This is a genomic window from Mesorhizobium sp. M7A.F.Ca.CA.001.04.2.1 (assembly GCF_003998485.1).
Lineage (GTDB): Bacteria > Pseudomonadota > Alphaproteobacteria > Rhizobiales > Rhizobiaceae > Mesorhizobium > Mesorhizobium ciceri.
In genome coordinates this window covers 1-19498 of sequence record NZ_RZQT01000107.1, presented here as the reverse complement: position 1 = coordinate 19498, position 19498 = coordinate 1, and the positions used below count along the sequence as shown (strand labels likewise).

At 58.9% G+C, this 19498-nt stretch carries 21 protein-coding genes and 1 pseudogene; 7 read left to right on the top strand and 15 right to left on the bottom strand.

Annotated elements, in window-relative coordinates:
• Positions 1-804, bottom strand: an 804-nt coding sequence (locus tag EN955_RS25990) for an LEPR-XLL domain-containing protein (protein ID WP_127223478.1), incomplete at its 3' end; no start/stop codon positions are given.
• Between the two features lie 717 nt (positions 805-1521).
• Here EN955_RS25990 and EN955_RS35570 point away from each other — a divergent pair.
• The 4 genes from EN955_RS35570 to EN955_RS25970 all read left to right on the top strand — a co-directional run bounded on the left by EN955_RS35570 (position 1522) and on the right by EN955_RS25970 (position 4896).
• Complete coding sequence (locus tag EN955_RS35570; RefSeq protein WP_245265367.1) at positions 1522-1629, top strand: terminase gpA endonuclease subunit; 108 nt, start codon at positions 1522-1524, stop codon at positions 1627-1629.
• 390 nt (positions 1630-2019) lie between these two features.
• Entirely contained in the window at positions 2020-2541 is a 522-nt protein-coding gene (locus EN955_RS25980; protein WP_127219299.1) for a hypothetical protein, read from the top strand.
• Positions 2502-3686 carry a hypothetical protein gene (locus EN955_RS25975; protein WP_127219300.1) on the top strand — a complete coding sequence of 395 codons (1185 nt, stop codon included), beginning with the start codon at positions 2502-2504 and terminating at the stop codon, positions 3684-3686. Before EN955_RS25980 ends, EN955_RS25975 begins: the two co-directional genes overlap by 40 nt.
• Positions 3670-4896 carry a PAN domain-containing protein gene (locus EN955_RS25970; protein ID WP_155924967.1) on the top strand — a complete coding sequence of 409 codons (1227 nt, stop codon included), beginning with the start codon at positions 3670-3672 and terminating at the stop codon, positions 4894-4896. The genes EN955_RS25975 and EN955_RS25970 overlap by 17 nt, the downstream gene beginning before the upstream one ends.
• 80 nt (positions 4897-4976) lie before the next feature.
• Here EN955_RS25970 and EN955_RS25965 read toward each other — a convergent pair whose 3' ends face one another.
• From EN955_RS25965 to EN955_RS25945, 6 genes are all read right to left on the bottom strand, one after another.
• Positions 4977-5399, bottom strand: coding sequence for a hypothetical protein (locus tag EN955_RS25965; protein ID WP_024504457.1), 423 nt, complete (start codon positions 5397-5399; stop codon positions 4977-4979).
• Between the two features lie 248 nt (positions 5400-5647).
• The gene (locus EN955_RS25960; RefSeq protein WP_024504458.1) at positions 5648-6112 is read right to left on the bottom strand and encodes a hypothetical protein; all 465 of its coding nucleotides are present in this window, start codon (positions 6110-6112) and stop codon (positions 5648-5650) included.
• Positions 6112-6948, bottom strand: coding sequence for a nucleotidyltransferase (locus EN955_RS25955; protein WP_206521663.1), 837 nt, complete (start codon positions 6946-6948; stop codon positions 6112-6114). Before EN955_RS25955 ends, EN955_RS25960 begins: the two co-directional genes overlap by 1 nt.
• Complete coding sequence (locus EN955_RS35565) at positions 6915-7310, bottom strand: hypothetical protein (protein WP_245265368.1); 396 nt, start codon at positions 7308-7310, stop codon at positions 6915-6917. Before EN955_RS35565 ends, EN955_RS25955 begins: the two co-directional genes overlap by 34 nt.
• Positions 7307-8320 (bottom strand): CBASS cGAMP-activated phospholipase, encoded by a 1014-nt coding sequence (locus EN955_RS25950; protein WP_127218993.1) that lies wholly within the window; start codon positions 8318-8320, stop codon positions 7307-7309. Before EN955_RS25950 ends, EN955_RS35565 begins: the two co-directional genes overlap by 4 nt.
• A 2-nt stretch (positions 8321-8322) precedes the next feature.
• Complete coding sequence (locus EN955_RS25945; protein ID WP_024504460.1) at positions 8323-8547, bottom strand: DUF2188 domain-containing protein; 225 nt, start codon at positions 8545-8547, stop codon at positions 8323-8325.
• Between the two features lie 131 nt (positions 8548-8678).
• Between EN955_RS25945 and EN955_RS25940 the strand changes: the two genes are divergently transcribed.
• Both EN955_RS25940 and EN955_RS25935 read left to right on the top strand, forming a co-directional pair.
• Positions 8679-8993, top strand: coding sequence for a helix-turn-helix transcriptional regulator (locus tag EN955_RS25940; protein ID WP_024504461.1), 315 nt, complete (start codon positions 8679-8681; stop codon positions 8991-8993).
• 9 nt (positions 8994-9002) lie between these two features.
• A complete protein-coding gene (locus EN955_RS25935) occupies positions 9003-9884 on the top strand; it encodes an ImmA/IrrE family metallo-endopeptidase (protein ID WP_024504462.1) in 882 nt (293 codons plus the stop codon).
• 178 nt (positions 9885-10062) lie between these two features.
• On the opposite strand, the gene EN955_RS25930 is transcribed toward EN955_RS25935, so the two are convergent.
• Both EN955_RS25930 and EN955_RS25925 read right to left on the bottom strand, forming a co-directional pair.
• Positions 10063-10743, bottom strand: a complete 681-nt coding sequence (locus tag EN955_RS25930; protein WP_032899450.1) for an SMC-Scp complex subunit ScpB — start codon at positions 10741-10743, stop codon at positions 10063-10065.
• Between the two features lie 5 nt (positions 10744-10748).
• Positions 10749-11699 carry a DUF1403 family protein gene (locus tag EN955_RS25925; protein ID WP_081714359.1) on the bottom strand — a complete coding sequence of 317 codons (951 nt, stop codon included), beginning with the start codon at positions 11697-11699 and terminating at the stop codon, positions 10749-10751.
• Positions 11700-11893: 194 nt separating this feature from the next.
• On the opposite strand from EN955_RS25925, the gene EN955_RS25920 reads away from it, so the two are divergent.
• Entirely contained in the window at positions 11894-13066 is a 1173-nt protein-coding gene (locus EN955_RS25920; RefSeq protein ID WP_013525333.1) for a site-specific integrase, read from the top strand.
• A 23-nt stretch (positions 13067-13089) separates the two neighbouring features.
• Here EN955_RS25920 and EN955_RS25915 read toward each other — a convergent pair whose 3' ends face one another.
• From EN955_RS25915 to EN955_RS35560, 6 genes and pseudogenes are all read right to left on the bottom strand, one after another.
• Positions 13090-13608, bottom strand: a complete 519-nt coding sequence (locus EN955_RS25915) for an RES family NAD+ phosphorylase (RefSeq protein ID WP_024504464.1) — start codon at positions 13606-13608, stop codon at positions 13090-13092.
• Positions 13605-13994 carry an MbcA/ParS/Xre antitoxin family protein gene (locus EN955_RS25910; RefSeq protein ID WP_013525331.1) on the bottom strand — a complete coding sequence of 130 codons (390 nt, stop codon included), beginning with the start codon at positions 13992-13994 and terminating at the stop codon, positions 13605-13607. Before EN955_RS25910 ends, EN955_RS25915 begins: the two co-directional genes overlap by 4 nt.
• Positions 13995-14180: 186 nt before the next feature.
• Positions 14181-15386, bottom strand: coding sequence for a plasmid replication protein RepC (gene repC / locus EN955_RS25905; protein WP_013525330.1), 1206 nt, complete (start codon positions 15384-15386; stop codon positions 14181-14183).
• Between the two features lie 153 nt (positions 15387-15539).
• Positions 15540-16505, bottom strand: a complete 966-nt coding sequence (gene repB / locus EN955_RS25900; RefSeq protein WP_013525329.1) for a plasmid partitioning protein RepB — start codon at positions 16503-16505, stop codon at positions 15540-15542.
• A gap of 77 nt (positions 16506-16582) precedes the next feature.
• Entirely contained in the window at positions 16583-17785 is a 1203-nt protein-coding gene (gene repA, locus EN955_RS25895; protein ID WP_013525328.1) for a plasmid partitioning protein RepA, read from the bottom strand.
• A 939-nt stretch (positions 17786-18724) separates the two neighbouring features.
• A pseudogene (locus EN955_RS35560) lies at positions 18725-19010 on the bottom strand (type IV secretory system conjugative DNA transfer family protein); the annotation flags it as partial.
• Positions 19011-19498: the final 488 nt, after the last annotated feature.

The following is a 19498-nucleotide window of genomic DNA, read 5'->3' as shown; positions in this document are numbered from 1 at the left end:
CGTCAGTGCGGCCGTCGTGTCCTCGACCTTCTGAACCGCAAAGCTGAAATCCACCGGACTCGCGTTGGATACATAGCCTTCGATCGCCAGCGTGTAGCTGCCGCTGAAGGCTAGCGTCTGGACGTCGATGTCTCCATTCTGGAACCAGTTCGACCAGACCGTTCGGCCGAACGGATCGATGAGGCGCCAAGAGACCGTGACGCCGGTATTGCTCTGCTGGTCGAAGAAGAACTTCTCGCCGGCCTGCGAATCGAAGCGGTAGAGCGCCGTCTCCGTGCCGCTCGGCAGCGTCCCCGACACCGGCGTGCCCGAGGTGATCGGCGTCGCCGTAGCAACATCAAGCAGCCGGAAGCTGTAGGAACCGGTTGCATCCGCCGCACCCGTGACACTGAGCGTGTAATCGCCGGCAACCAGATCGAGAGCCGAAGTTGCCGCCCCGCTTTGGCCATCCGAATTGGTGATGGCGATCCCTGGGACTTCGGTTCCATGCGGACCCGTGAGACTCCAGGCTAAGTGCCCGTCACTCGTCAGCGCGTCGAAATAGATCCTCGTGTCTTCAGAAATGTTAAAGGTGAATTGATCTGTTTCTCCAGGTACGTCTATCGACCCGTGAACCGGCATGAAGTCAGCGGACAAGAGCAGTCGTGGTTCAAGCGCCTCGAAATGAACGGCTCGTGTTTCGTATTCGCGCCGATTTCGCTGCCGCTTTTCTTTCTTGGACTTAGTGAGATATCCGATCGCTGCTGAAAGCGCAGATGCCGAGCAACTGTTTCGAAAGTTCGCGTTCCGATAGCGAAAGGTCATGCCACCAGCCCCCGGCTAGGCACTCGAACGGTATGATTGGAAGCTGAGCGTTGTTTTTCATGGCGAGCGAGAAGCGCCGCCCCCAAACAGGGCCATCTTCGCGCCGCGCATGACGCGATCTGACTTTGGCCAGACACCTCTGGCACCGTAGCGCGCGAAGAGCATAGGAAGACCGTCGTCGAAGGGCCCGCGCAACCGACACTCGCGCTGCTAGACAACGCGGGCAACAACAAATCCGTGAACGTGAACGCTGCCACGTCGGCTACTCCCAGCAACTCGGCAACACTATCGTTTGCCAAGTTACAGATGCTCGAGCACGAAAATTCTGCCAGCTTAATCAGGCTACTAAGCGCCTGAAACCCCGTCGTTATTATTCTCCCGCTCGCATTTCCCCTAAATTTCAGGTTGCGACTGCGGTACCCTGATGTCAACTGATTTATTAGCTACTTCGAAAATAGAATCCGCACGATGCCAAACATTTCCACGCAAGTCTTTGAATTTCTTATACTGCGCCTAAAAGGCCGATGCCTGAGATCCATGTGCCCTAAAGGGCCGCGTCGCGGTAGCTATCACTCCAATTTTTTGCAGGCTGTCAGTTGTGGACTGAATGTCTGAAATGCGCCTCGAAGCCCACATCAGGGTTCGGCGTACGGAAGGTCCTGTTTTGGCCAGTTCGAGACGCGAACGCACCGTGACCAACTGCTCACGACGAACTGCTTGCACCACTCGCGCACCAGGCGGGGCTTTTCGCGTCTGGAATGGCAGAAGCTTCGCGAACGCAACGAAGCCCTCGACTGCCGGGTCTATGCCCGTGCCGCCGCCTGATCATCGGTGCCGACCGCTGGCCGGAATCGACTTGGCGCGACCTCGAGGCGGAGTTCGGCAGAACCGTCGGTGCCTGTGAGCCGGAAGTGGCTGCCGCATCCGCGTTGCCACGTTTGGCATCAGCTTCGAACAGTCAAAACACGCGTCCGCAGAGCCGGCAGCCCAGGCTGAGGACTAGGCGTGTCCGTTTGAGCAGCTGGATGGAGTAACGAAGCGCTGTCCGAGACAAGGCGCCCCCGAAATAAATCCGTCTAGCAGACGCAACAACTTTGTTGCCGGCCGGACGGTTATTCACCGTGTTCCAAGTTACGCTGTTTCTAGCCGTAAATTTTGCTGCAAACCCGAGCGTCGCATGTCAAGATGGGTTTGGGTAAGGGTGGGGAATTTTATATGTACACGGCAATGAGCCAGAAGCTGGCGAGCTATGGCCAGTGGACGTATCGGGGTGCGTGGGCACTTGAAATCGTTGCGGCAATCATCGGTCTAGCAACCGGCGTCGCTCTGAGTTACCGCGGCTTTGTTGCCAATGAGGCGGCGGACTCAATGGACCTTGTCCTTGCGAGTGCCCCCTTCTTTATGATCGCGATTGCCGAGCTGACGAAAATCCCAATCGCCACACTTCTGTTCGGCGCCTCGTGGATTTGGAAACCTGTTATCCTGGCGTTTCTACTCGTGTTGGCCGGCATCACTTTTGAGACAGTTCTACTCGGATTGGAGCGCGCCAGCACAATGCGGGAGGTGCAGTATGCCAACTTCGCCAACCAAACCAAAACACTCCAGCAAGAGCTCGAGAATCTCAAGGCGGCAGCCGAAAGTTTGCGAAACAGTGACGACGAGGCAAAGGCCGGAGCGATCTGGAGCAGCTCAGTGGATTGGCTGACACCGAGCGCGACAAATTGCGTGCCCGGATAACTGAGGTTGACGAAGAGCTGCAGGCCGCAACCACCCTTTCACCTGCGGCTGCGCGAGCCAAAGAACTTCTCGAGGAGAAACAAGCAGCGCTAAGCGCGCTGGTGGAACGGCGCGATCGAGAGATCAAGGACGCCGTGGAGCAGTTCGAGCGACAGCGGGATAGCTACGTTGATCGCGTAAAGAGCGCGCGCGAAACGGGCGACCTTGCATCAGTGCAGCGCAACGAAGAAGGGCTGAACAAACTAACTAATCCGCGGCTCAAAAAAGAGGCTGAATTCGCGCCGAAATTGGCCGAATTGGAGCCCGCAGTCGCCGCAGCCCGCACCGAATATGAGAGGCTGCGACAAGATAGTCCTCCGATGACCCTCCAAGACAAACAACGCCTTGAGGCTAGGCGAAACGATCTGGAGAAGCTCTATGATGGCACCGCGGCCGATTGGGACCGTAAGCTTGACGAGGCACGTACCGCGCTAGCGGCCGCTCAGGAAGTCGCAACTCGCAAGTCGGAAACGCTCGCCAAGAACCAGCAGCGGCAAGAGGCCATCGCGACGGAACTCAGCCGCCTGGAAACAGAGCGCCTCCCGGTCGCTCGCAACGATCAGATTCGTAGGCTGGCAGCTCGCTGGTACGGGCAGAAGCCAGAAGACGTTACGGACGCTCAGGCCGGCACGGTATCGACGATCTGGTTTGCCTCGCTTGCATTCATCGCCGCACTAGCGGGGCCGATCACGGCGATGGTTGCGCTGGCCCTGCAACGCATCGGCGCACAACCCGAAGTTCAGCGTGACAGCAAACTCTCGCGTTTGTTGCGCCGAATGCTGTTACGCTGGCGGTGGCGCCGTGTCCGAAAGGTACTCGTGCAGGTGCCTTTTGACAGACAGGTAGAAAAGCGCGTCGAGGTTCCTGTCGAAGTCGAGAAGGTTGTCAAAGAGATCCTCTATGTGCCTATCCTTACTGACGACCCGGAGGCGTTGCGCCGGGCATTGGATCGGGAACTGCCTCCAGAAGTAATCGATGTGGTGAAGGTTTCTGCAAAAGGGCAATACGACCAACTAGAGAAAGACTTGGAAGGTGAACTGAAATTAGACCTTGACCAGCCGGCAACGAGGGCAAAACGGGGTGGTAGACGTGCTCGTACGACATAACACCAAGCTTCTCGAACAGGCGATCGATCTGCAGATCAAACGGTCGGCCATTCCAACTCTGCAAGCAGAAGCAGCTGCGCACGACAAGATCGCTCGCGCCAATGCATTTCGGCGAATGGCTAGCGGCGCTGCCATCGCAATGGCCGCTATTGGGATTGGTGTGGGTGTATGGCTGGTCTTTGATCGCGACCCAACGGTGATCCAGCCGGAGCCGCCGGTCGCCCAAAACGATCCGCCAAACCCGAACGAGAACCTACCAAGAGAGACGAAGAAATCAGAAGACAGAATTCCGGGTGGCGAGACGATCGCCCAGGAGGAAAAGACCGACAAGCCGAAGTCGCCGCCAATCGAGCAGCCGACGCCGCCGCCCGCAGACTCAGCCAATCCAGATACGTTCGATTTCGTAAAGTTCGCCAATCGCCAAGTGACCTACGCCGGCAGCACTTGGCAACTCGAGTCCGGTCATCATTTTGACAGTGAGAAAGCTCCAACTTGGGACACGGCTTGGTGCTATACGCGCAAACTGGCAAACACCGGAGTCGAGGTTCAGGTAAGTCTTGTCAACAGACCTTCACCTACGTCGAAGCCGGAGGCACCGGTGTCGTCGATCGAGACACTCTCATCAGTAGGCCTTGACGACAATTCGGCGCGAGAACTCGCCAGCCGTTGCCTCTGGCTCGACGAGGCCAGTTTCGCGCCAAGCGATTTCGACATGGACAATAAGCGAAAAGAAGCAGCTGTCGCGGCCGAAGAACTGTCGGTTCGGCAGGACGGATGGGACGCGATCGGAAACGATCTGCCGGGTATGCCTGCTTGGAATGTCACACTTGAACAGTGCCAATCCCAATGCGAAGCAGATCGCCGCTGCTTAGCACTCACCTACGACAAGAAACACGCCGCCTGTTTCATGAAGAGTAACGGGTCAATTTTGGTTAGGAGTCCCGACGCAGTGATGGCGGCGAAAGGAGCAATCAAGGCGAATCTCCAGTATTCCAGCCTCGTTTTCGGCAAGGACACGGTAGTAGTTGGGGGCGCTTACGCGAATGTGCGCAGCGGCTATGCCGACTGCGTATTGGCCTGCGCCGCTGATCAGAGATGTCTAGGCTTCAATTTTGACGGTCCGAACAAGATGTGCGCTATGCTCGACAACGTGACCTCATCGTCTCCCTTCAAGGGCGTGACTTCGGGCGTTAAGGCCACCCGCAGTTGAATTGGCACCGGTCCGAAAAGTGCGCAGAGAACAAGCCGTGACCGACAATGACTCAAACATGCTCACCAAAGAAAAATCTCCTAAACCCTCACCTTGTCGCCGATGGATGAGCGGTTTCGGGTGACGGTAAGGTTGTGCCGAAGGTCGATGTGAGACGCGAAACCCTCATTGAAAACGGCCGCTTTGCTGCCTCGAGGTCGGGCGCGGACGCAACCCCCACCCGCCAGCTGCAGGTATGGCCTTACGTCGCAAACTATTGGCTTTAGAAGCAGCGCATCGGGCTTCATTGACGATGCGACCATCACCATATGGTGATCCATAGCCTTCCAAAAAGAGAGAAGCTCGCTCTGGCGCGGTCGCACTCGGCCGTCAGCTGGCAATAGGCTGCTGAGTTTTCCGAGGTGTTCTGAACTGATGGCCTGATTAACCAAGTCATGAAGCTCGCTGCTGTTAATCGCGCCGATGGCCTGCTTCTCGCGGTGACTTAGGTTTATCAGCCCCATCTCGCTCTCCGTCCGCATAGACACCGTCACGTTCAACGCATTTGAGGTATCTGACAACACTCTTTTACGAGAAGGGCACCCAGAAGATGGTGGCTAAAGGTCAGATGACACCTTGTGCCACTATCGTCCTTGACCCGATGAGGTTGAGAGCCCGTCGACCGGCTGCTGCGCTTCATCGCCACGCACGCGCAGGTACCCTGCCACCGCGCACCGATACCGAAAAGTGAGGCCTTGTTTGCCCCCCCTTGCTACCGCGTTGCCCGGCGAACGGCCCGGCGGATGACCTCGCTCGAATCTGGATCGGGGTGCTCGCCACCGCCTTTCCATTCATCAGAAACCAGCCATTCTTCAAAGTAGAATAGCCATGTCGCAATCCATGGAATGAAGGTCTGGTCCAGGCGCATCGACCCCACCCACTCATGCGCTTTGGGCAGGTGCAGGCAGAGTCGGAGTGGATCGTGGTAGACGTGCGGCAATTTCTTTTCGCCAGCAAGAAGCTGAATGTCCGGTTCCAGCACCACAGCCTTCGCTGATCCGCCTCGCTCGTAGCTCAGTCGGACGCGATACTCCCGACTTAAGGGCGTGGGACGAACGAGATATTCCCAGGTCAGTCCTTTTGCATTCAACACGCCGTCACCCGCACAGATCGGGTTCGCTCGCAGGAACAAGAACTGCTGTGCCGGCGTGAGATCAGGACGGGTTGACCAGTTCATCATTCACCGAAGTACGTGTTCTTCGGCACAGCGGTCGCCGCGGCGCTGTTGGTCAACGTAAGACCGACCATAGGCGTAACAAAAAGCTTCTGCGACGCACGCGCGCCTGAAACCTGTTCCGTGCGGGCATCCATGACGCGCGCCACAACGGTCTTGCCGTAGGAATCGCCGAGTTTCTTGGTGATGCGGTCGAGGCCTTCGAGTTCAGCCAGGTTCTCAAAGTCTGCGAGCGCCTTCGCGTGCCAGGCAGAAAAGGCAGTGGCTCTTTGCGGCTCCTTGTTCCAGCGCTCGGCGAAATTCTCACCGACGGTCGTTTCGTTTGCGACTACATACATCAGCTTGCCGTTCACGAACGGCCGATCGATGAAGTGAGGCATCATCCGGATTGTTGCGATGACGACGTCTAGTTCGGAGTCAAAGGTGAATGTGTTTACGCAACACTCGTAGGCTTGCGCCGCTAGCGTCGTAATGACGATGGAGATCGGCGCGATGTCGGCCTCGATTTCGAAGAAATAGATGTCGCGGTGGCGCTTCAGCAGCTGAACCGTGCGGCGTAAAATGCCCTTGGCCCTCATGTGAACGGGGAAGGGCTCGATGTTCGCCTGCCTGTCAGATGCGATGGCTTTGCGAACCTTGAGGCGGGGCTGCATCGACGCGCGTTCCTCGAACAGTGCCCGATATCCTTTCGGGTTTGTGGGCTTGAATTCACTCAGGCTTTTGTCCGGCACCAACTCGCCGCCGTTGCTGCAGCCAGGGTTCACAATTGTAGGCGAAACATCCAAGTGGAATTCGCGCGCGTAGTTCAGGCGCCAACACCGCTTTTTCTCCTCAAGCATAGCTGCATAGCGTGCATTTTCGCGAGCCGGTCGCCAACGATCTTCTTCAACTCAGCAGGTGGGCGCACCGACGCAAATCGGAAAACGAGGCAGATAACATCAACATCGAAGTCCTCGCGGCCGAGCGGCTTCACAGAGGTGCCAAGCCCCGCCGATCCATGTGGGTAAACATCGATGTGCTGCAAAATGGCATTGTCCGACGAGGACAGCCAATCTGCGACCGCCTCATAGCTCGCTTTGGCGGCCTCCATTTGCGCGGTGGTCAGTTCGAGATCCTGACAGATCTCGTCCAATATCGAATAGACCTCGGATTTGCGCAGCAAGACATTCTGCGGCACGAGGCTTCTGGCAAGTTCGTTCATTTCATCACCTCGCTCAGTTGGTAGCATGGCACAAACGGCTCTGCCGGTTCCGTCAGAAACACAGGTTCGATGCGCGCCCGGTCGCGGCGAGCCGCTGCCGCGCCCATCCCCTTCAACTGAGTAATTTTCCGGGTGTCATCGAGCTTGAAGAACTTCTTCGGCACATCCGGGCAGAATCGAAACAGCGCCTCGCGCTCATATTCGTGACCCGTGAGCAACTTTGCCATCCCCATGGCACTGCGGGATTGACCGTCCATAAACAAACGGATGACATCAGAACCAAGGACGCCCCAGCCGGGCGCCTCTCCGATCATGTAAACTTCATTCACACAGCCAAGGCTGAGAACCCGCAGGCTGGTCGAAGGCCAACCCAATAAGGTGATGGCTTCAACGACTGCCATTGCGATCGGGTTGTTGCACCACGTGCCGCCGTCAAGCAGGCCGACATCGTCTGCAGTACGATGCCGCTTGAAATACGTGGGCGCCGCCGCCGTGGCCATCGCCGCATCGAGGGCAGACTTCTTGTAGTCCGTTTTCAATCGGCGATGATGCGCCGTCTTGTAGATATAGACACTGCGCAGGTCGGCATCCCATGCCGGGACCAAGAGCCGCGTCTTGGCATCGCCAATGCGCTTGCCCTCAAGCACACCGTCTAGCTCGGCGCGCAGCAATTCCGCATCATGCTTTGGCGCGGCGACGTGGCGAACCTCTCTCAACAGGTCACCGATGCGGGTCCAGATGGAGCCGCCGGCCTGCCCGAAGATATGGGGACCACGATGAACGTAGAGATCGAGGAGCCGCTTTGCCGGCAGTCCCAACGCAAGACCGATTGCCAGAATGCCACCGGTCGAAGTGCCGGCAATGAGATCAAAATACTCGCCGATTGGTCGGCCGATATCTTCTTCCAGCGTAGCCAGGAACGACGCTGGTTGAGTCCCCATGATACCGCCACCGTCGATACACAATATCCGGCGGATCGGCTCCGAAGTTTTCTCATCCAGCGTCGGCATTGTCATCCCTTCGGCGGATACGGGTCATTCCCGTACGAATTGCCGTCGCGAATTTCGCCGTTGGGGCGGTGGATAACGACTTCGCTTTTCTGGTTGATTGCGATCTCACGCGCTGCGCGTTCGGCGTCCGCCTGGGTGCTGTGGGTGGATGTTACCCGTTGGTTTCCGGCCCCCCGGACAGCCCATGCATTGTCATGGGGGACGACGTGCTGATTTTTACCAGCCATGCTACTCTCCTTCTTTCCTTGACCTGATTCGCAAATGGTAATACGATTCTGTACGCTCTGTCATAGGCCGAGCCCAAAAAAAGTCCCTTTAGGGGCTGACGATCTAGGTAAGGAAGTCTATACGATCTGTCATGATAGAGTCAAGCATCCCATCCACCTTCGCCGCCCGCCTGCGTGACATCCGTGAGAAAAGAGAACTGAGCCAATCAGAGCTTGCCCGTGAAGCTGGCATGCAGCCTTCGGCCATAGCCCACTTCGAGGCCGGCAGGCGCAAGCCATCCTTCGATAACGTCCGCGCGCTCGCAAAGGCCTTGAAGGTCACCGCTGACTATCTGCTCGGCACCAAGACGACCACAACCGCCTTCCGTGACGAAGACAAATTGTCCGCAAAGGACCGCAATTTTATCCAGAACATCATCGACACGATGATCGGCGACAAGAAGTAGGATCCGCCCTTGGCAGGCTTCCGGCTAAAGATGGCAACACAGCTCGGCGAAAAAATCGCCGCCGAGTTCGGTTTCGATCAGTTCCCGGTAAAGCCGTTCGAAATTGCACGGCAAAAAGAGATTGAGGTGCAAGCCAAGCCAGCCGACGTGAAGGGCGTATCGGGCGCGATTATTTTTGCGAACGACAAGGTGACCATCATCTACTCGAATGAGTACGGGAACGCCGGTTTCGAAAATTTTTCCTTGGGTCATGAGTTGGGCCATTATTTCTTACCCGGTCATCCGGAAGAGATCATAGCGCTCGGCGGAGCGCACATGTCCCGCGCAGACTTCACGCAGAATTCGTCAATCGAGCTTGAAGCCGATCATTTCGCGAGCGGCTTGCTTATGCCGACGGCGCTGACACGGAAATTTCTATCGAAGAATCAGGTCGGCCTCGACGGCATTCTGAAGCTGGCGGATGAAGCCGGATGCTCAGGCACCGCTGCCGCAATCCGAGCCGCCGAGTGCAGCGCTTATCCGCTTGCTGTCATCGTCTCGCACGGTGAGCAGATCGCCTACGCATTTATGTCGAACAGCTTCAAGGATCTGGACAAGCTTTTCTTTCTGCGAAAAGGGATGCCGTTGCCCGACAGCGAGACATTGCGCTTCAATAAGAGCCCCGCAAATGTCCTGCATGCGCGGCGCGCCAATGCAGAGACAACCCTCAATGAGTGGTTCGATTGCCCGAGGCGGTTGACCCTTGATGAAGAAGTCATCGGACTCGGAAACTATGGCTACACTCTAACGGTGCTCAGCAGCGAACTCTTGCCTGATGATCCCGCCGAAGAGGAAGACGAGGATGCTGCCCTCGAAGAGAGCTGGACGCCTCGGTTCGCTTATAAGCGATGATCGAACGAGCCTTCGTTTGGCGGGGTCGCGCACGTCCAGCGCTTTGTATGTGTAATGACTACGAGCAGCACATGGTCTGGGCCGAGTCTGCGGATCCCACGGCAGATCGCGCGATTCATCTATTGATCAGGTATAGGCAAACGCAGCGCGGCTATTCGCCCGCCTCTGCTCCGATACCCTATCGTCCGGCGGAAAAGTCGGGCATGATGTCGCCCGCCAGCAACTTCTCCTTCGACAGTAGACCAGCATCCTCGAGTGCCTCGAAATCCGGCAAATCGCGCAGCGTGTCGAGCCCGAACTCCAGCAGGAATTCTTTTGTCGTCACGTAGGTGTAGGGCGCGCCCGGCGTCGGGCTACGCGGGCCGGAAGCGATCAGACCGGCACCGCGCAGATGACCAATAAAATCACGACTGATCTCCTTGCCGAAGAAAGATGACAACTCGGCACGGGTGATCGGCTGGAAGTAGCCGATGCACATCAGCACGAGCACCTCTGACTGCGTGAGGTCCACCGCGCGCTCGTTACCGCCGACTGCACTGCGGATAGCGTCTGCATAAGCCGGCCGGGTCAGATGCTTCCAGCCACCAGCGACGGCGACGAGGTCATAGGGTCGACCGCGCAGTTCTTCGCGGATGTCGTCGATCAGCAGGTCGATGCTGCAGTTTTTTCCGACGATCCGCGCGAGCGTCTCGCGGCCGACCGGTTCGCTGGCGGCGAAGATGGTCGCTTCGACACGGTTCTTCCATTCGCGCCATCGCGCCTCCGGCGGCAGGTGATCCAGCTCCCGGTCAAACAGCTGGTCAGCTGATCGACGGTCATCTGGCCGATCCGTTCCGCGTCTCCGCACCGCTTCCACCATGGTCGTCACAGCCCGTAGCTGCGAAAGGTTGGGCGGCCCGACAGCTCGCGCACGGCACCGAGTTCGACCAGCCGGTCGAACAGGCGGCGCAGGCCGCGGTCGCTCATGCCGGCGATCTTTTCGGATGCCACGATCGCGTCGTCGGACAGGAGCCTTTCGACGACCATGTCCGCCGCCTTGGCCCGGAGTTTCGGCGCGACCGCAAGCAGCCGGTCCGCGCGGCGCTCGAGCTCGACGGATAAATCAATGGCGCGCAGCGCGGCGCGCGCCTGCGCGGCCAGCAGGCCTTTCGCACGCTCATCAGGATCTGTCTCAATGCCTGTCGCTACGGAGCTGGCTGCCAGTCGAGGCGTGCGGGCGCCTGTCCCCAAGGCTGCCTCGGCGCCCAGCAGCGGCATGGCGTATGCCCAACCCAGCCGCTGCGCCCGCAGGGCGTCGGCGAGCCAAGCTCCAACGGTGCGTGCGAAGCCACGGCGTTCGGCGGCCGTGAACGCACCGGTCAGCATGCCGACCATTCCGATGCCTGCGGAAAGCTGTCGAAGATCATCCACCAGATCGCTGACCGCCTCATCATCCGGCGCGTAGCCAAACTCCTCCAACACCGCCGCGAGATTTTTCTCCGTCAGGAGATCCTCTGCTGGCCGAGATGCCAGCCGACGCCAGGCGAGGAGAAAACGGCCGGCGGGGCCGACATTGTCGCCGGGCCGGGTGAGCAACACGGCGTCGCGCAGCGCGCTTTCATCCTCGACGCGGCCAGCCTGCTTGGCCGTTGCCACGGCAGCCGAAAGCGCCAGGCGCTGCCGCAAGGCGCCGGCCCACCGCTCCTGACGGCGGACGACAGCATCGAGCGCGCCGATGGCAGCGCCCGCGGCGAGCGAGACGTCCTCGAATTCGTTTCCCGCATGACCGTGCGCATCCGAGATGGCCCGGCGCAGCCAGGTCGGCACCGCTGCCATTGGCACGGTTGGAGGGGTTCCGGCAGGCGTGGCGTGGTAACGTGCAGAAGGTCTGGGACGCAGAATCATGGAGGGCACGATGAATCATGGCGGCGCTTTTAGCAATAGAAACGGACGAAAAGCGCTGCGCTTGTCGCGCGTCTACAACGAATGATAATGTTGCATTATCGTTCGTTACAAGCCATGCTAGCAGAATGGCCCCTATCGTCGACCTGAGCCGCGAAAATCGTCCTGAGGAGAGCAAAGCGCCGTCCCACAGCACGACCGCGATCGCCAGCACCTCCCCTCCCTCGCCTCCAGCTGACGACTTGCCTGATATTGTCGATATCGTCATGGAAATGGCGCAGGCACCCTGCGAGCCGCAAAACGCCCCTCCCCTGCCGGCGCACCTGGAAGGGCTCGCCGAGCGCGCGCGCGATTACGTCGAGGCAGCAAGCTCGGCGAACACCCGGCGCGCCTACGCCGCCGATTGGAAGCATTTTTGCGCCTGGGCGCGCCGCCAGCATCTCGATGTGTTGCCGCCCGACCCGCAGGTCGTTGGCCTTTACATCACGGCCTGCGCGTCCGGTAAGGTGACGGGCGACAAGAAGCCGAACGCCGTCTCGACCATCGAGCGACGTCTCTCCTCGATCACCTGGAATTTTTCTCAGCGTGGCCAGCCATTGGACAGGAAGGACCGGCATATCGCCACTGTGCTGGCCGGCATTCGCAACACCCACGCCTCCCCTCCCCGGCAAAAGGAAGCCATTCTGACTGAAGACCTGATTGCCATGCTCGAGACCCTTGACCGTGGAACGTTGCGCGGCCTGCGCGACCGCGCCATGCTCCTGTTGGGTTTCGCCGGCGGCCTGCGGCGTTCTGAAATCGTTGGCCTGGACGTTGCCAGGGACCAAACCCAGGACGGCCGCGGCTGGATCGAGGTTTTGGACAAAGGCGTTCTCGTCGCATTGCGCGGAAAGACCGGCTGGCGCGAGGTCGAGATCGGCCGTGGCTCGTCCGATGCCACATGCCCGGTTGTGGCGGTGCAAACCTGGCTGAAACTGGCGAGGGTCGGCCATGGGCCGTTGTTTCGACGCGTCACCGGAAACGGCAAAGCAGTTGCAGCCGAGCGGCTCAACGACCAGGAAGTGGCGCGGCTGGTCAAACGCACCGCCCTCGCAGCCGGGGTTCGTGGCGACCTGTCCGAAGGCGATCGTGCAGAGAAATTTTCCGGTCATTCCTTGCGCGCCGGTCTTGCCTCATCGGCTGAGGTCGACGAGCGTTACGTTCAAAAGCAGCTTGGCCATACGTCGGCCGAAATGACCCGCCGCTACCAGCGGCGCAGGGACCGGTTTCGCGTCAATCTCACCAGGGCCAGTGGACTGTAGGCCCCCTCCCCTGGCGGATCGGTCTATCGCCAAGACAGCTGATCCCTCGGCAGCCGACCACTGGGGTCGAATACAGCCACCTTGTGCGGGAGATCGGGGCCCCAGTTCCAAAGGACCAGATTGCGATCCTCCATCTCGGCCCCCGGCGCGAAGCTCGGAACCACGATGCCGGCAACATTTCGGGGTTGCAACCGCTCATAGATGGACCAGGACGCTGGACGTTCTCCGTTGCTGAGAGCCGTCGCCCAGGCACAGGCCATCTCTTCGAGCGTCACAGAAAACTCTCCTCTCCGCTCTTCCGTTGTCAGATCCGCGATGTCGTCACAATCGATCTCATAGGAGCAAAACACGCAGGGATCGATCCGCTGTGCGAAGCCCTGGTTGGCTTCCTTGATCGCTGTCATGATGGTCAGCGCCAGATAGAGCGCCGGCACGCCTTTGGGATTGAATCGAGCCCCTCGGATCGCCGCTCCTTCGCCGGAAGTCGGCTTGAATGCCCAACGTGGATCATGTGCGCGGTAGCAGGTTCCGACGAACCTCACGCAAACCCGCCAACGGCCATGTGATCGAGATAATCACGGACCGCTGCTGCCTTGCCGTCCTTCACCAGCGCCTCAGCGGTGCGTCCCCCAAATGCCGGAAGCGGCTGAGCCCGATACCAGGCCATCGCCTGCTCCTTGCCACCCGCCCATTCCGTCACTCGGCTGATGATCTCGAGCATTTCTCGCAGACGCCCCTGGGTCTTTACCGTGGCGCTACGCTCTGACCGATAAAGCGTCTCGCGTGCAAGACCTGCAGTCTGGGCCAACTGGCCTTTGGACATGCCAAAACCGTCCGCGACCTGCCCAATCGCAATCTTCCCATTCCGGTCCATGTAGGACAAGATGAGAGGTCCATTCTGCTCGGCTATCTTGAGTGCCTGGCCCATGGTGTTCATCCTACCATATCGGGAGTCATATTTCGTGTGCAGAAGATATGGCACTTGTAGACTGTTTTCAAGAACGAACCCGTTCAGTGGCCGCGCCGCAAACCCCGCCGACAGGTGGGAATGTGCCAGGCCACCTCAACAGCACCGGTCACATCCTTACGCCGCTGCCCCGCGATATCTTGCCGCTCATCCGGTCATCCGTGCTGACGCGCCATTGGCTTTCAGCGCCGCCATGAGCATAGGTCCAACAGAAAACTCACCCGCTTTTGCCTTTTCGGTCAGCACGCGCAGATAACCGCCAGCCGAGTTGATATGCTGCGCTCTTTGCAGAATGCAGGCGATCACGATCGCGGCAACTTCCTGGCCCATCACATGGCAAGCCTCCTCATAGGCTGAAGGCGACACGCCAAGGTATCCTCGCACCTGGGCGGCGGTCATCATCAAGTCGCGCCAGCTTCCGATCCCGTTGACGGCATAGTCGGCAATATCGGGACAGGCCCGCAGCACCAGTCCAATCGGGTAGCCTTTCGGCTTCTCGGGGGGGTGGGATGTTGGCTCGGCCTCCGCCCTGCTTTTTTCGAAAGCCGGTTCAAATACAAAAGCGGAGTCTGTGTTTGAATCAGATTGCTGCCGCTCATTATGGGACTCATTGCCGCTAGGATTCTTGGCATTTGTGAAGCTTTCCAGCATCTTGTTGACCGCTTCGTGCAGCTCTACCAGCTCGGCGACGACCCCTTCCAGCTCCGACAGGCCTGCCCGGCGTGGAATTGCGTCCACAATGGCCCGGAACCGCTTCCACAGCGTTCCCCAGTCCCCGGGCACATCCTCCTCGACAGCGGCCTCGATCAGCTTATGGATGTCGCGGCGGTGCAGCGTGATGCGCTCCCGCATCAGTCTGAGCGCCCGACCGTCGGCTCGAACCTGGTCGGCCGCCTGCTGAAACTCCGCTGCCCTGGTGATCAACGGGGCCAGGGAGAAGCCGAAGGCCTCCACCACAGCCCCGCCCGGCCCTTTGCGGGCAAATCTTTTGCCGTTGGCGCTGTCCCTGCGGATGATGAGGCCGCAACTTACCAGTTCCGCCAGGTTCCTGCGCAGCGTGGAATCGGCCATGCCGTGCGCCCGCAGCGATAGCTGAGCGTTGGACGGAAAGACCATCAACCCGTTTTCCTCGCTGATCTGGTCGTCTGGATAAAACGTCAAAAGCCCGCTGAGCACCGCCAGGGCGCGATCGCCGACGCCGACAATCGACTTGCCCTCGCACAGCCACCGATAAACCTGCCATTTCTCGACGACAGACCCCTGAGGTATCTGCCTTGACGCCGTGTTGGCTTTCACCAACGCAAGCGTCATCGGCCGCCGCCCGAAGGGCGTCGTCGCAAACCCACTCTCCATTTCCCTCACCTTTCAATCAGGCAAAAGAAATCTGCTCGCCGAAATGGCGCCACGACTCTTGACAGTGATTCGGGGAAGTGCGATTCTCAGCTTGCTACAGACGAGAAGGGCTTCCGCGACGGCGACGTTCGGGGGCCTTTTTCTTTTGCGGTTTCAGTCTCCTGTTTTCTTGGCTGTTTCCGATTGCCGAAAAGCCTCGAAAAGCTCGTCCAGCCGATCGGTTATGAACGCTCCGAACGGCGAGGCTTCCTTGGCCTTCAGGGCAAGCGTAAACACTTTTCCTGTGTCGGTGATCTTGGCTCGCACGGATCTGTCGTGCGGTGCCCAAGCCTTTTCCTGTGTCTTCGATGCTGCTGGCGCGCGTTTTGCCGGCGCGCTCATGAAGTCGAACAGACGCGCAAATCGTGCGTCACTGCCTGACGTGGCGAACTCTGGACTTGCCACATAGTCGGCCGCCCTGCCCGCGCTATCCGGATGCTCCATGAGCTTGGCGAGCTGCCACCACCGGTCCCGACCAACAGTCTTGGCGGCGCCAATGGCCACAATGACTGGCTCTGGAATGTTGCTGGTAACAGAACGCATCTTCGAGAAGGTCGTGTCATCGAGCGCCAAAGCCGACTTCACCGTGTCGGGCGTGTGGCCGCGCTTGAGAATGCGATCGGCAAACAGGGTCCTTTCGATGAAGGACAAATTGGCCCTTGCGGCGTTCTCTTGGCCCTGGGCAATAACATGATCCTCATCGCCCATCTTCTTGACGACCGCGCGTACTGGCCGTCCCAGCTGGCGGGCAACCTTGACGCGCCGATGCCCGAAGACGGTCTGAAAGCGACCGGAGAGCTCAGGATGAGGCCTGACCAGGATCGGAGAATCTTGTCCTCTTTCCCGAATGGCCGCAAGCAACTCCTGATATGCCTCATCGTCTTCGTCCAGGCGATCCGAAACGAAGGAGGTGTCCACAAATGCCGGATCGAGATCCACGACCGAGCTCTTGGAGAGCTCCTCGAAGGATTGCATGATGGAGCGCGACGCCCCGCGAACGGCATACCCGGATACGTCCTTCGCATCAGCCACTGCCGTCGCAGGGCCCAACACACTGCCGAAAATGTCCCTGCGTGCCATTTAACCGCCTCCAATCGCGGTTAGCGATTTGATTTCAAAGACAAAATTTCCAGTTTTTACTGCCGTAAACTTCGCCGTCATGACCGTCCCCACGCACGATGGATCAGCGTCGCGATTTCAGCATTGACCGCATCGAGGGATTCCAGTGCACGGTCGTAGGTGGAACGGGTAAAGGCCGACTTCTCCACCTCGTAGAGCGTCTGCTTGGTGAGACCCGCGTCCGAAATCGCCGTCGACTTCAACATCGGATTCTCCAGGATCTGGCCGGCAAGCATGGACTGCATGAAGCCTACCATCTGCGCCTGCGGGATATCCGTCGGCTCGTAGCGTGTGATCAGATATCGAAACCAATCGAGCTCGATTGCCGCACCGGCGGCCTTGATGGTTTTCAATATGCCGCCGAGCATGAGCAGGAACTGGCTCATAGACATCAGGTCGAGCATCTGCGGATGAACTGTAATGAGAACCGACGTCGCCGCCGACATGGCCGTCAACGTCAGGTAGCCAAGCTGGGGCGGGCAATCGACCACGACAACGTCATAGCGATCGTCGACCTCCGTTAACGCCTTCGCCATGCGCGTGAAGAACTGGCGCCCGGCATTTGACGTCTTATCCTGCATGGCGAGGGGCGTGTCGTATTCGTATTCCTGCAATTCGAGATTGGCGGGGATGATATCGAGACCTGGAAAATTCGTCGGAAGGATTACGTCCGCAATCGAGCGGCGTTCGTCATCGTAACGAATCGCCTCATAGAGCGAGAGGTTGTTATCAAGTTCCGGCTGGAAGCCATGCAGGGCCGACAGTGAGGCTTGAGGATCGAGATCGATTGCAAGAACACGGTGGCCGGTCAAGGCCAGATGCTGGGCGAGGTGGGCGGCAGTCGTTGTCTTGCCACTGCCCCCCTTGAAGTTGACGACAGCAACGACCTGGAGCTTGTCGCCGGACTTGCGGTGCGGGACATACTTCTTGACTTCGGTCCTGCCATGCTGGTCCAGGAAATGGCGCAGCTCAAGCATCTGCTGGGCAGTGTAGGACCGGCGTCCCGATGGGATCTGCTCGGGCAGGGGGCCCTTGCCCTCCAGATGAAGGCGCTTCAGATTGTTCTGCGAGACACCAAGATAGTGAGCGACTTCTGCCATCGAAAACGAACGCAGCGTCTTCGCCGCATCGGGGGGAAATTTCTCCATCCGAAGCTGGTTAAGGCGCCGTGATATCTCAGCACCCTGCTCGAGGATTTTCTCATCGAACTCGAAGCTCGGTAGCCGCATGGCGATATTCATTCTCGTCGAAAACCTGAATTGGCGCTTTTTGCGATGAAATTATTCAACAAGCGCCATTAAGCTCCGATTCGGAAAGCCCGGCAAGAAGTTTTAGGTTAACAGAAGGTGAACAGCACTAGCGGGCTTCCTTGCGGCCGATTCCTGCTGTCGTCGGATAATGGCGGGTTGTCGTTCGACTGGAACTCTCCCGCTCATCTGGCTAAACGCCTGGTTTTTCTGACACAAAGAGCAGTCTTTACGGCAGTAAAAACCGCCCCATCAGCGGAGCGGCTTAGGGGAGGGGAGGGCGCTTCCACCCGCTCAAGGCGGTAGGCGGGCTCGCTTTGCCGGCTGAGGCTTGGTCGAAGGCATCAAAAGCAATGGCCGACCTCCTCCATCATGACGAGACGCAAACGTCCAAAGCTCGGACCGACCCCAATTCGTCTCTAGCGGCCTCAAACGATATTCGCTGACATAGGGTAGGTCAGCGTGCCTCCTGCAGGTGCGTTTGCATGCGGAGGTCAACCGTTACCCGACTGAAAGCCGATCGCTGGAGACCGCAGTTCGCGCACCATCGTTTTGAGCGGTGCGGGCGAGCGCCCGAAACTTCCTTTATCTGCTCGCCAAGGGAGCGTTCGCAACCGACGAGGGTGCCACCCGAGCGTTGATAGCAGACGCTTGGTGATGAAATCCGGCCTGAGGTAGAAACCGAATTTGTCGGCTCGGGAACAACGATGCCAAGACCATCATTCCCGGCTCTATGGTGTCACTCTTGGCCCTTGAGGTCGCTGTCGCCGTAGGCTGCCGCGGACACCGTTGAACAGCTGATCTCGGGAAGGGGAGGGGGGCTCATCTTCAAGCGGGGTCGGAGGCTTGCCAACGCGCTGTTGGGTGGATTTCATCTCCTGAACGAATTTCATGGAAATCAGCTCATCGACAAGATCCGAACTGGCCTGCTTCATTGCGATTGTAGATGGCATTCATCAGTGAGCCAATGATGACCCGGGCGAGGTCCGGATGGTTCTCGAGTGTGTTGAGTCGACGTTGATGAAGATGTCGATTTTGCCCGCTGCAACCTCGTCGGTCGCAAACTTCTGCCCGAGACGAGCGCGGCGTAGCTCTCGTAGGACAGCCAGTGCGTTTCCCTGGATGCGGCCCCATAGAATGTCTCCGGTGTCATGTTGATGAAGCGGGCGACGTTTTCGCGGACAAATGCGCCTGGCGACGAGTCGCAATCCTGCAATCGGGTCGCAGTTTTGGTTCCGGAACCCATTGCGTCACGCCGCGCAGCAGTGGTTCGACGACGTCGCATGGAGTGGGTGTCGGCTGAACATGACACCGAGCTATCCGCTTGGCCTTCGCCGAATCGAAGCAATTCAGCACGAGCCCAGAGTCGGTGACATCGCCTTATCTGTCCGCCCCGGTCGCAGGCCTCCGACCTTGCGGTTGTGCGCGGCTATCTCCCGCGAGGTCTGTGCGCCCGCGGAGCCGGTCCGCTTTGGGAATTCCGAACTTCGCACAATCTATTCCGAGGGTAGGATCATCACAGCCTTCGTCGGCGGTGTGGTTCCTCCGGGCGACGGCTTCCTTCACTCCAGATTCCCAGGTTCATATGACTCACGCTGGACGGGTTCAGGTCGACGGCATTCTCGGCCTTGCAAGGCCTATCCTCACTTTCATGCTTGAAGCGCTGCATTCGCTTGGTTTCATCACCGGCGGTGTGGCCTCTGGCGC